The sequence below is a fragment of the Epilithonimonas zeae genome, assembly GCF_900141765.1.
In the GTDB taxonomy this organism is placed as follows: domain Bacteria; phylum Bacteroidota; class Bacteroidia; order Flavobacteriales; family Weeksellaceae; genus Epilithonimonas; species Epilithonimonas zeae.
In genome coordinates this window covers 1,106,752-1,119,178 of the sequence record NZ_FSRK01000001.1, presented here as the reverse complement: position 1 = coordinate 1,119,178, position 12,427 = coordinate 1,106,752, and the positions used below count along the sequence as shown (strand labels likewise).

The following is a 12,427-nucleotide window of genomic DNA, read 5'->3' as shown; positions in this document are numbered from 1 at the left end:
CAGAAATAATTAATTTCAAGTCAAAAATTTCGCCCGACAATAACCCGACAATTGCCTGACAGATTTATATGATATTGAAATTCAGTTGGTAACGAAGTTTTTCTTTCCTGTCAATTTCATAGGCATTTCTCAAAATGATGAAAATATTGGTCAACGTTAAGCTAACCATTGTTATCATTACAGAGGCACTTCCCAACTTTAAAAAAGCAATAATCAAAAAAATAATGGGGGCAATAATCGCTATAATAATTTGAAGCGAGATAATTTGTTTAATGATTGGAGATTTCTGTTTTGAAATCAACATTATTAATAAAGGTGGCAGAAAATTAGCAATCGGAAACCAACAAAACGGAAGTGAGGAGAGATTGATGATTTTGATTAAAGTCCAATTTTCAGCCGGAGTATTTTCTATTGGCAAAACCAATTCTTCAATAATTGGAGTTTCAACAATTAATTCTTCTATCGGACTTTCTGGAATTAATAAATCAGTTTCAGGAACATCAAGACTGGAGGCCAAAGTTTTCAATGTATAACCTTTCGGCTCCGTTCCAGCTTCGATACGTTGAATTGTTCTGACGGAAAGTCCCGACTTTTCTGCTAATTCTTCCTGAGTTAGATTTTGTTTTTCCCTGATTTTCTTTAGTTCCGACATCTGATTATAAATGATGGGCGATAAATAATAATTGATTTTGTAAACAAATTTACTGAATCCGAAGTTTTAATTCTTAATTCAACAAAAAAACCTTTCAAAATGGAAAGGTTTTAGATTTATTTGACAATCATTATTTCATACTTAGAACTTTGTCGACAACGTAGACTGTATTTCCGCGCCAAGGCAAAGTTCCGTGATATTCTTTGTAGTGCAAATCGAAATATTTTCCGCTATTCATTTCCAATTGTTTGAAAACTGCTTCATTTTCAATTGAAAACTCAAACTGATTACTGCCAATCGGCGCACCAGGTTTTGAAGCTCCAAATCCTTCCTGAATTAATTTCCCTTCATAGGTTTTGAATACATTTCCTTTGTTGACCGCATAATTGAGATAACCGGATTTCACGCCTTCTCCAAATACAAAGTAATATTTCCACCAAACGAAAACGCCGAGAAAAAGAAATATTACCGCCAAGGTCATCCAAAGGTATTTCATATCATATTTGTTTTAGGAAATAAAGATATAAAATTATTTCTTGGATATCGCTCTTGAAATCACAATCTTTTGAATCTCAGAAGTTCCTTCGTAAATCTGAGTGATTTTTGCATCACGCATCATTCTTTCCACGTGATATTCTTTCACATAACCGTAACCACCGTGGATTTGAACGGCTTCTACTGTTGTGTCCATCGCCACCTGAGAAGCATACAATTTCGCCATTGCGCCACTTTCTGAGATATCTTTTCCTTCATCTTTTTCAGCAGCCGCTTTGTAAATCAACATTCTCGCCGCCATAATACTGGTGTGCATATCTGCCAATTTGAATGCAATTGCCTGATGATTGATAATTTCTGTTCCGAAAGATTTTCTTTCTTTAGCATATTTTAGAGACAATTCGTAAGCTCCGGAAGCTATTCCTAAAGCCTGAGAAGCAATCCCGATTCTACCGCCATTTAAAACAGCCATCGCAAAAGCGAAACCGAAACCATCTTCTCCAATCCTATTTTCTTTTGGAACTTTCACATCCGTAAACATCAAAGAATGCGTGTCACTTCCTCTAATTCCTAATTTATCTTCTTTCTTTCCAACAACAAAACCTTCCCAACCTTTCTCAACAATAAAAGCATTGATTCCTTTGTGTTTTTTCTCCGGATGAGTCTGTGCAATTACGATATAATAAGTTGCATTTCCACCGTTGGTAATCCAGTTTTTGGTTCCGTTCAACAAATAATAATCGCCTTTGTCTTCAGCCGTTGTGGACTGAGAAGTTGCATCCGAACCCGCTTCCGGCTCAGATAAAGCAAAAGCACCAATTACTTCGCCACTTGCAAGTGGTTTCAGGTATTTCATTTTTTGCTCCTCATTACAGAATTTTTCCAGACCTGCACAAACCAAAGAGTTATTAACCGACATCACAACGGCAGCAGAGGCATCAATTTTTGCAATCTCTTCCATTGCCAAAACATAAGAAATGCTATCCAAGCCTGCACCACCATATTTTGGGTCAACCATCATTCCCAAAAATCCCATTTCGCCCATCTTTTTGACAGCATCATAAGGAAATTTCTGTTCATTATCTCTTTCTATAACACCTTCCAAAAGTTCTGCATTGGCAAAATCTCTTGCGGCCTGTTGAATCATCTGTTGTTCTTCTGTAAGATTGAAATCCATAAGGTTTTTTATTATATTTTTCGTTCGTAAATATAAACTTTTTGGCAAAAAATCAAAGACAAATACAAGATTTTGTTATCTTAGAAAAAAAAATTATATTTACGATAATGTAAACTCAATTTTAATAATATATTAATAAAGATATTTTATGAACGTTAAAAGAATATTTGACTTTTCCACGCTGGCTTTGGAAAAATTCCCTAACGAAGATTGTCTTGTCACGAAGAAAAATGGCAAATGGATAAAAACTTCCACTGCAGAGTTCATCAATCAAGGTAATAAAATATCTCGTGGACTTTTAAAATTGGGTATAAAACCGGGCGACAAAATTGGACTCATAACTTCCAATAACAGAACGGAATGGGCGGTTATGGATTTGGGAATTTCACAGATTGGAGTTGTAACGGTTCCAGTTTATCCGACTATTTCTGAGGAGGACTATGTTTATATTTTCAATAATTCTGAGATTAAATATTGCTTTGTTTCCGATGCTGAATTATATAAAAAATTAACCAACGCAAAACCAGAAATCCCGTCATTGGTTGGCGTTTTTACATTTGAAGAAATCGATGGCGCTCCAAACTGGAACGAAATTCTTGACCTTGGCGAGAATGAATCAACTCAAATCGAAGTTGATGACCTTTCCAGAGCAATCAATCCGGAGGATTTGGCGACGATTATTTACACTTCTGGAACAACTGGAAAACCAAAAGGTGTTCAGTTAACCCACAACAATTTGGTTGCGAATGTTACAGCAAGCACACCAAGAATCCCGAAAGATAAAAGCATTGATTATAAAGAACTGAAAGCGCTCAGTTTTCTACCAATTTGCCACGTTTTCGAAAGGATGATTTTCTATCTATATTTAAGTAATGGAATTTCTATTTATTTTGCTGAAAGCATCGAGAAGATTGGAGACAATGTGAAGGAAGTTCATCCACAATATATGACCGTTGTTCCAAGATTGGTGGAAAAAGTTTACGATTCTATCTATAATAAAGGAACTGCTGCAGGCGGATTGAAATCCAAAATTTTCCTTTGGTCATTAGGGATTGCTGAGAAATATGAAATCGGGCAACCAAAATCTTTTATGCACACGATTGCAGACAAATTGGTCTTCAAAAAGTGGAGAGAAGGTTTAGGTGGCAATTTAATTACTTTGGTTTCCGGTTCTGCGGCTTTATCTAAGCGTTTGAATAATATGTTTCACGCTGCCGGAATTCCGATTTTGGAAGGTTATGGCTTGACGGAAACTTCACCTGTAATTTCCGTGAATGCTTTCGGAAAAGTGAAAGCTGGTTCTGTTGGGATTCCGTTGGAAAACGTGAAAGTTAGAATAGAATCTGACGGCGAAATTGTTGTGAAAGGTCCTTCTGTCTTCGAAGCTTATTATAAAGATGAAGAAAAAACCAAGGAAGCTTTTACGGATGATGGTTATTTCAAAACTGGCGATATCGGAATGATTGATGAGGATAATTTCCTTTTCATTACCGATAGAAAAAAAGAAATGTTCAAAACTTCCGGAGGGAAATTTGTTGCGCCTCAGGTCATCGAAAATCTTGCGAAAGCTTCAAAATTCATTGAACAAATAATGGTAGTCGGCGACGGCGAAAAAATGCCTTGCGCGTTGATACAACCAGATTTTGCCTTTACTAAAAACTGGGCAGAACTTCATAACGTTAAAATCTCAGATTCACCGAAAGAAATTGCGGCCAATCCTGCCGTGAAATCTAGAATAGAACAGGAAATTGAGAAAATCAATCAACATCTTGGAAAATGGGAACAGATCAAAAAAATCGAATTGACGCCAAAAGTTTGGACAATAGATGACGGACTTCTTACACCAACGCTAAAACTAAAAAGAAAAGCGATCAAAGCGGAGTTCCAAGATCTCTATGACAATATGTACAAATAAATAATGAGCTATCCTTTTGGGTAGCTTTTTTCTTTTTGATTTTCTAAATATTATATTTGCTCTCAGTGAGAATAATTAGAGAAATAAAATGATTATAACCCGAAAAGAATTAATAAAAATTTGCGACAGATTTCTAGCAGATGAAGTAAGTAAAGAAGAAATGATCCACTTTGCAACAACTGTGATGTTTGATGATGAAGATAAATACGAATGTGAAGACGAAATCGTAGAAGAAATATTATCTCAATGGGATAATTTGAATACCCAATCTAAAATTAATAAAAGTAACATTCAAACTTTGAAGAATGCTCTTTCGGAAATTGAATAAAAACTAAAAACGCTTCAGAAATCTGAAGCGCTTTTTTATTTTCTCTCTGCCAACTTACTCCAGTTGTGCAGAATATAAACTACAATAATTCCTAAAATTCCTGACGAAATAGAGAATATGAACTTTGTATTTTCATCATCGAAAAATCCCGCTCTCCAATCGATGGCATAAAAATTAATCCCCACGAAAAGGATAAAAAGAACTAGGAATACTTTATAAAATGTCTTCATTTTTCAATATTATTAAAAGTGAATGTAATTCTGAAATAGTTGTGCAAAGTTAGCGGTAAATAATTTAATAGAAATAGCTAAAAGGATAATTCCGAAAACTTTTTGTAAAACCTGCAGAGACCCCTCTCCCATTTTTCTTTCTATCCAAGGCGCCATCTTCAAAACTAAGTAAACGAATAACGTATTCAGAATGATTCCACAGATGATATTAATATCATGATATTCTGCTCTTAAAGACAAGGTTGTTGTCAAAGTTCCAGCTCCAGCGATTAATGGAAACGCAATTGGAACAATAGAGGCTGCCTGCGGTTGATTCGTTTTATGAATTTCTATTCCCAAAATCATCTCAATTGCAATAATAAAAATTACAAAAGCTCCTGCAATCGCAAAAGAATTGACATCTACACCAATAAATTTTAAGATATTATTTCCAATGAAAAGAAAAGAGATCATCAATAATCCGGCAACAATTGCTGCTTTCTCAGATTCTATTCTTCCGAATTTTTGTCTCAGTGACACGATAATTGGAACCGAACCCAAAATATCAATAACCGCAAACAAAACCATAAAAGCAGTCATTGTTTCTTTGAAAGAAAATTCGCTTAAAAATTCCATAACTTTAATTTTAAAGATTTCGCAAAAATATAAAATATTTTTGAAAATTTCTTAAAGTAATTTATAGACTTCTACAATTTCGTTCAAGATTTCCGTTTGTTTCTCTTTCGAAGAGAAAGGAGAATACTTTTCGATATTCACTTTTGTGATTAACTGATTGTATTTTTCGTAATCAATAAGTCCAAAATTAGACCTCAAATATTCTGAAAACGCAAGCGAATAAAGTCTTTGACAATATTTGTCTGCTTCAGATTTCAGCGCTTCAAAAGCATCAAAAAACTGAGATGGATTTTCATCACTTAATTTCTTAGTCAAATAATTAATTGATGAATCTAAATCAAATTTATCTTTATTTCGCAAAAGCTCTTCTGTCTCTTCAATATTAATAATTGGTGCCGAAACTGTGTTTTTCTTCTCTGACTCCAGTTTCTTTTTCTCTTTGCGACGTTTGTTGAAATAAACAAATAAGATTGAACCAAATCCAATAATCAAAAGATTTCCAAAGATACCCAACCAATTCAGTTTATTATGTTCGTTCACTTGTAATTTTTTCGTATCCATTACAGGCGAATCTACTTTCTCCAAAACATTATTGGTATACTCATTCACTTTTTGTAAAGTTGTTTTTGCATTGGCGATATCCTGGGCATTAACAGCATTCAAAACTAGAACCTTTGAACCTACTTCTACATACTTTTCTTCCTTCGGGTCAAAATATGAAAAGTCCTCTGTAGAGATTTTCAAATCCCCACGTTTCTTCGGAATAATAACATATTGAGCTTCTACTGCACCTTCGATTCCTTTAGTTGTTGGCGTCGAATTATTAATGATTTTAGGCTCAAAAACTTCATAATCTGGAGAAGGTAAAATTTTCGGAACTATCGAAGGAGAAAGATTTCCGCAACCGCTTACTTTCACCGCAATATTAAAGGCTTTATTAATTTCAAAATTTTCTTTGCCCTTATCAATCATTTCTATTTTCACATCGTATTTTCCGACTGCATTATGAAAATTTATTGGCGCACCTTCCGGTAATCTTTTTACATTAAGTTTAACTTTATTAGAAACAAGCGTGTTTTTATGATTTGAAAAAGGAATCTCAACTGGCGGAACATCCATAACACCGGCCACTTTAGGTACAATTACAAACATCCCGACAACCTGAGAAGAGTAATCATTTTCCGTGTCCTCTATCGACTCATCAAAATTAGCAATAGAACGAATCATAAGATTTCTTGCCGCTTCAAACTTAGCAGGCTCGAGATGTCTGAAATTAGAAATATTCCTTGAAAAAGCTTTTAAAACAGCAACAACCGGTTCATCTTTATAAACTTCTCTTTCTTCCAGCTGCATCTGCAAATACATACTTTTTGCAGGATTGTTGGTCGCCAAAGGTTTCTTCTCTGCTTCTTTTACAAAAATATCAATAGGCTCTGTTTTATACATTTTCCCATTGATTTTCACAAGAGCCGAACCAATTTTTACATTTCCTGTTTGTTTTGGATCTAACAATAGTTGATAAACAAATTGATTCATCCTAATTTTTTTAACCGGATCAATTAATGTTGTTTGGTCTGATGAAATCCTAACATCGAACTTTGTCAAATCTGGCAATTTAACAGGTGATTCCATATTAAGATCTTCACCAAAAATTTCCAAAACTACAGTGAATACAATTGGACTGTTCACTTTAGCATCTGTAGTATTAACCTCAGAATAAAGATTAACCTGAGCAAAGGAACAAGCCGATGCTAAAAGAAATAATATGTATAAATTTTTTCTTATCATTTACCAATCCTTTTCGTTGCTTTGCGGCATCGAATTGGCTCTTTTGTTTAATATTCTTCTGGCAGTTTCTCTTTCGCGATTTTCTATATCTCGCAAAATCATTTTTTCTGCTTCTTCGGGGATTTTATTTTCCTGCTTCTTAGGATCATTAGGTTTTCCTTGGCTATCACCTTTCTGCTTATCGCCTTGTCCGTTTTGCTGATTTTTATTCTGATCACCTTTTCCGGACTGATCCTGATTCTTCTGATCTTTACCTTCGCCTTTTCCTTTCTTCGGATCTTGCTTTTGTTTATCCTTTTTTTCTTTATCCTTCAACATTGCAATCTCATAATTTTTTCGGATGGCTTCGTTGTAAGGATCTTGCTTTAAAGCTTGCTTATAAAGTTCGGCTGCCTTTTCCGGATTGTTGGATTGCATCTGAACATTTCCTTGGTTATAAATGGCAGCAGCCTTCTCAAATTTGCTCTTGGTCAGCTTTGCAGCTTTTTGATATTCGGCAGTGGCTTCTTCGTATTTTTTACTTTTGAAAAGCGAATTTCCGAGATTGTAATGAGCAGTGTAATTTCCACCCTTCACAGAGATTGCTTCTAAGTATTTGCTGGAAGACGCATTATATTCTTTCGAATCAAACTTCTTGTTACCTTCGTAAACCAAAGCATTATAACTCTTCTGAGCAATTAAAAATTGAGAAGAAAGAAACAGGCTTAATACAACTAAGGCAAATCTAAAATCCATTGATGCAAAATTATCCGTTTTATTGTTAAAATCAATAAATTAAAAGTTAAAGTTGGGTTAAAAAAACAGCCGTAAAATGCTTTATTTAAGGGCTTTTGTAGATAAAAATCTACAAATAAAATCAAAAAAGCTATCATTCGTTTGAATAATAGCTTTATTTTTATATAAAAACAACTTTAAATAAAATCTATAAAATATTATATTTTAAATATTTAAAATGATTAATTAAAGTAAATTCTACCAATCTTTCTTCTTTAGAATCCAATAACTTCCAGCAATAAAAATTACAGACCAAATAACACAGGCAATAACACTTCCAATTGGATATTCAAACTTAAATTCCATTCCAAACATTTTTGCCATATTGGTTCTTACCAAAGGTGAAGGGATAAGATTTGACATACTTCCCAAAGGTAAATAATCTGTCAGAAAAACGCGATCTATCATAATTTTTCCTTGTTCTTTTGGTGCAACATTATTCATCAACGAAAACTTTTCTATACCTGATAGAATGCCTTCAACAAACCAAATCATAAAAAATCCAAGGAAAACAAATATTGATTTTCTAAACAATACAGATAAAAACATCAAAAAAGAGAAGAATGTAAAGAGCTTCAAAAAGTAATTGAAAATGAAATAAATCTCTTTAAAAATCAAATCACTTTCTTGTGTCGTCGAATAACTTTTACCCAAAATAAAAGCAATAATAAAAACTAACAAAGTCGAAAATCCTGTAAAAACAAAGATCGTCAATAGCTTAGATGCTACAAATTCTTCCCTACTCAGTCCATCAATAATATTCTGTTTAAACATCCTGTTACTGAACTCTTGACAAATAGAAAAAACAATAATACAACCTAAAAATATTTTCAATAATCCGACAATGTAAGTTGTGAAATTCCAAATACCGGGAAAATCATACATCCCTTGTTCTTTCAAATTAACCTTCAATCCAGCCAAGTCAAAATCTATCAAACCAATGAACAAAAGCAAAATCAAGACAATGAAATATAATCCAGCAAAAATCCTGAAAGGATTGTAATTCAGATTCTTGAGATATTCTAATTTTAATAATCTTATCATGAGTTGGTTTGTTTTACAAGTTCTAGGAATTGAGTTTCAAGACTTTCTTTTTTCTTCTGAAGATGGGATAAGGAAATACCTTGTTCGAATAATTTTCTATTAAGTTCTGATGCCGAAATATCTTCCGAAATCTGAGCGATAATCAATTTTTCTCTTTCTTTCACACTAGAGAAAATATTTAATTGATTTAAAGTTGAGATTAGTAATTCTGTATTCTCAGCTTTTAATTCAAAGAAACCTTTCGTATTACTCATCGCATCAACAGAGCCGGAATAGATTGCAGTTCCTTGTTTCAAAACGATTACGTGGGAACAAATTTTTTCAATTTCGTCCAAAAGATGACTTGCAACGATAATTGTAGTTCCAGATTTTGCAATAGAATTGATAATATCACGGATTTGGATAATTCCTTCCGGATCCAGTCCATTTGTAGGTTCATCAAGAATCAAAACCTGCGGATTAGCCAATAAAGCTGATGCAATCGACAAACGTTGTTTCATTCCCAAAGAATAAGTCTTAAAAGCATCTTGTTTTCTCGCCAAAAGATTAACCGTATCCAGAACCTCATCTATTCTTTTATTTGGAACGCCTTTTATCGCTGCAACGATTTCCAAGTTTTTTTCCGCTGAGAGATAAGGGTAAAAATTCGGCTGCTCTATAATTGCCCCTATTTTTTTGAGTGTATCCGTATCCGTTCCTTCTTTTCCAAACCATTTCCAAGAACCGGAAGTTGGGTTGATTGTAGAAAGCAACATCCCGAAAGTGGTAGATTTCCCACTTCCGTTCGGTCCCAAAAGACCATAAACATTTCCTTTTTCTACATCGAAGGAAATATTGTTCACAGCAATATGCTTGAATTTTTTGGTTAAGTTTTTTACTTCCAGAATTTTTTCCATCTGATTATTTTTATGAATAGTCTTATTATTAGACCAATTGTTACTCAGTTTTGTATGGTTTTTGTTAAATTTCAAAAAACAATAATAATGATCTACAACATTGCAGAGTTTTCTAAAAAACTAGATATATCCGAAGAAAGTATCAAACAATTCATTCAGGATTTTAATCTTGAAATTTCAGATTGTTTTTCTCCAAATCTCAATATTACCCAAAATTTTGAAACATTCGCTACGGAAAATCAAGAATTTCTAAAAAAATATGATGATGATTTAGGAAAAGAAAAATCTGCCGAAGAAATTGCTGAAAAGATACATCAACCTATAGAAAAAGTTGAACAAATCATACAATATCAATCACCCAATATTTTTGATAACGGCATTTACAAATCATCCATTTCAAGTTTTAGGATAGATAATCAACTCGGTGGTGATTATCAGTTTGTTTATAATTATTTTGGGAATAAAACAGAACTCAAAAAAAGAGATTTTATTGGCTACAGAGATTTGTTCTTTTACATTTCTGAAATGCTGGAATCATTCATCAATCCGGAACAATCTAAAAATTGGGGAATACAAAAGGCAGCAGGAATCGTTGTTTACGGTCCGCCAGGAAGTGGTAAAATTTTCTGGGCAAAAAAGATTGCAGAGATGATTAATTTCGATTTTTATGAAGTTCGCCAATCGCAGTTAAAATCAACTTTGAATAATAACAAAGACAATTTTGATGATTATTTGACTCAAATGCTTAGAAAAGAAAACATTGTTTTATTCCTTGAAAATTTTGATCAGATAATGATGCAGAAATCAGAAAATCAAATCATTAACTCTGAATATAACGATGTTAAAGAAAGCATTTTCCATTACATTGAAAAGTTTGAAAAAGAAAATCTCCTGATGATAGGTTCTGCAAAAGAATTAGAAGGTATAGAATCTGAAATTCTAGCGCCTGGAAGATTTGATGTTTTGATTCCGATTTTCCCACCAAATAAACAAGAACGTGCAGAAATATTGTTATTCAATATGACCAAAAATCTGAGTAAAGATGCAATTTTATTAAAAATATTAGAAAACAATCAAGCCAATCAAATTCCATTTTGGCAAGAAACTGCTGAAAAAATGAAAGTTTTTTCCAATACAATGCTGGTTGATTTCACACAAAGCCTTAAGAAAAGAATCAGAAGTTTATATTTGAAAAACAAAACTGAAAATATACACATCAATCAGGGAATTTTAGATTCATCTTTAAAAGAATCCGCTTCCAAATTAACTGGTGATTATTTGAACAATGTTCAGCAATTTTTATCCGAAGCAGATGATAATTCATATGATCGTTTTGCTGGCAGAATAGAAGCTTTGAAAGAGGAACTCGAAGCTTACAAAACAAAAGAAGAACCAAGAAGGACAATAGGATTTCATCCCAATGAAGAATGAAAAAGCCTGAGTGATTCAGGCTTTTTTATTTTATAAGAAGTTAGGATTTTGTCGATTAGGTTTTGGATTATCGACATTATCAATTTGTTTAGAAACCGCCATTGCTGCAACCAAATCATTCAGCATTGTACTTGCCGCTGTTGGTGTATTAGGCAATAAGACAAGATTTGATCTATTGTTAGCTCCGATTGATTGTAATGTATCATAATGCTGTGTTACAACAATCAATGCAGAAGCTTCATGTGGTTCTATTTGTACACTATTCAACATTTTCACAGATTCTTCCAGACCTTTTGCAATTTCACGTCTTTGATCTGCAATACCTTGTCCTTGTAATTTTTTGGATTCAGCTTCCGCTTTTGCAACCGCAACAATTCTGATTCTCTGAGCCTCAGATTCGTATTCTGCTGCCGTTTTTTCACGCTCAGCTGCGTTAATTCTGTTCATTGCGTGTTTTACTTGTTCGTCTGGATCAATATCAGTTACTAAAGCTTTGATAATATCATAACCATAACTGTTCATAGCTTCTTGCAACTCGCCTTTTACAGCAACAGCGATATCATCTTTTCTAACGAAAACATCATCCAATTTCATCTTAGGAACTTCGGCTCTTACAACATCAAAAACGAAAGAAGTAATCTGCGCTTCCGGATTTTCTAATCTGTAATAAGCGTCTCCAACCTGAGTTCTAATCACCTGATACTGAACAGAAACTTTCATTTTAATAAAAACATTATCCAAAGTTTTGGTATCAATCATCACATCCAATTGCTGAATTCTGAGATTCATTCTTTTAGAAATCTGGTCGATAAATGGAATTTTAAGTTGAAGCCCCGAATGTCTTACCGAATGAAATTTCCCCAAACGTTCAACAATTGCCGCTGTTTCCTGTTTAACTGTAAAGAAGGATGCGAATAATGTTATTAATCCGAAAAAGACAATAAAACCAACGTATATCATAATTTGTAATTTTTCTTAAAGATAACTTTTTCCAAGGAGAAATACAAATGAAAGTCAAGTATAAAAATGTAAATCAGCATTATTAAAATCACAACATAATTATTATTAATCAAAACTAAATT

13 protein-coding genes are annotated in these 12,427 nt (G+C 33.3%); 3 read left to right on the top strand and 10 right to left on the bottom strand.

Going from position 1 to position 12,427, the window contains the following annotated elements; translation table 11 throughout:
* Window positions 1-64: 64 nt before the first annotated feature.
* From BUR19_RS05095 to BUR19_RS05085, 3 genes are all read right to left on the bottom strand, one after another.
* Entirely contained in the window at window positions 65-652 is a 588-nt protein-coding gene (locus BUR19_RS05095; RefSeq protein ID WP_074233807.1) for a helix-turn-helix domain-containing protein, read from the bottom strand.
* 130 nt (window positions 653-782) lie between these two features.
* Window positions 783-1,148 (bottom strand): hypothetical protein, encoded by a 366-nt coding sequence (locus BUR19_RS05090; protein ID WP_074233806.1) that lies wholly within the window; start codon window positions 1,146-1,148, stop codon window positions 783-785.
* 33 nt (window positions 1,149-1,181) lie between these two features.
* On the bottom strand, window positions 1,182-2,324 hold the full coding sequence (locus BUR19_RS05085; RefSeq protein WP_074233805.1) for an acyl-CoA dehydrogenase family protein: 1,143 nt from the start codon (window positions 2,322-2,324) through the stop codon (window positions 1,182-1,184).
* Window positions 2,325-2,472: 148 nt separating this feature from the next.
* Between BUR19_RS05085 and BUR19_RS05080 the strand changes: the two genes are divergently transcribed.
* Window positions 2,473-4,239: an AMP-dependent synthetase/ligase gene (locus tag BUR19_RS05080; RefSeq protein ID WP_074233804.1), complete on the top strand. Its 1,767-nt coding sequence runs from the start codon at window positions 2,473-2,475 to the stop codon at window positions 4,237-4,239.
* 88 nt (window positions 4,240-4,327) lie between these two features.
* Window positions 4,328-4,567, top strand: a complete 240-nt coding sequence (locus BUR19_RS05075) for a hypothetical protein (protein ID WP_074233803.1) — start codon at window positions 4,328-4,330, stop codon at window positions 4,565-4,567.
* Between the two features lie 35 nt (window positions 4,568-4,602).
* On the opposite strand, the gene BUR19_RS05070 is transcribed toward BUR19_RS05075, so the two are convergent.
* The 6 genes from BUR19_RS05070 to BUR19_RS05045 form a co-directional block, all read right to left on the bottom strand.
* Window positions 4,603-4,797, bottom strand: a complete 195-nt coding sequence (locus BUR19_RS05070) for a hypothetical protein (RefSeq protein WP_074233802.1) — start codon at window positions 4,795-4,797, stop codon at window positions 4,603-4,605.
* Between the two features lie 12 nt (window positions 4,798-4,809).
* A complete protein-coding gene (locus BUR19_RS05065) occupies window positions 4,810-5,412 on the bottom strand; it encodes a MarC family protein (RefSeq protein WP_074233801.1) in 603 nt (200 codons plus the stop codon).
* 51 nt (window positions 5,413-5,463) lie between these two features.
* Complete coding sequence (locus BUR19_RS05060) at window positions 5,464-7,200, bottom strand: BatD family protein (RefSeq protein WP_074233800.1); 1,737 nt, start codon at window positions 7,198-7,200, stop codon at window positions 5,464-5,466.
* The gene (locus BUR19_RS05055) at window positions 7,201-7,935 is read right to left on the bottom strand and encodes a tetratricopeptide repeat protein (protein ID WP_074233799.1); all 735 of its coding nucleotides are present in this window, start codon (window positions 7,933-7,935) and stop codon (window positions 7,201-7,203) included.
* 237 nt (window positions 7,936-8,172) lie between these two features.
* On the bottom strand, window positions 8,173-9,018 hold the full coding sequence (locus BUR19_RS05050; protein WP_074233798.1) for an ABC transporter permease: 846 nt from the start codon (window positions 9,016-9,018) through the stop codon (window positions 8,173-8,175).
* Complete coding sequence (locus BUR19_RS05045; RefSeq protein WP_074235558.1) at window positions 9,015-9,914, bottom strand: ABC transporter ATP-binding protein; 900 nt, start codon at window positions 9,912-9,914, stop codon at window positions 9,015-9,017. Before BUR19_RS05045 ends, BUR19_RS05050 begins: the two co-directional genes overlap by 4 nt.
* Window positions 9,915-10,001: 87 nt before the next feature.
* On the opposite strand from BUR19_RS05045, the gene BUR19_RS05040 reads away from it, so the two are divergent.
* Complete coding sequence (locus BUR19_RS05040; protein ID WP_074235557.1) at window positions 10,002-11,345, top strand: AAA family ATPase; 1,344 nt, start codon at window positions 10,002-10,004, stop codon at window positions 11,343-11,345.
* 30 nt (window positions 11,346-11,375) lie between these two features.
* Here BUR19_RS05040 and BUR19_RS05035 read toward each other — a convergent pair whose 3' ends face one another.
* The gene (locus BUR19_RS05035) at window positions 11,376-12,305 is read right to left on the bottom strand and encodes an SPFH domain-containing protein (RefSeq protein ID WP_074233797.1); all 930 of its coding nucleotides are present in this window, start codon (window positions 12,303-12,305) and stop codon (window positions 11,376-11,378) included.
* Window positions 12,306-12,427: the final 122 nt, after the last annotated feature.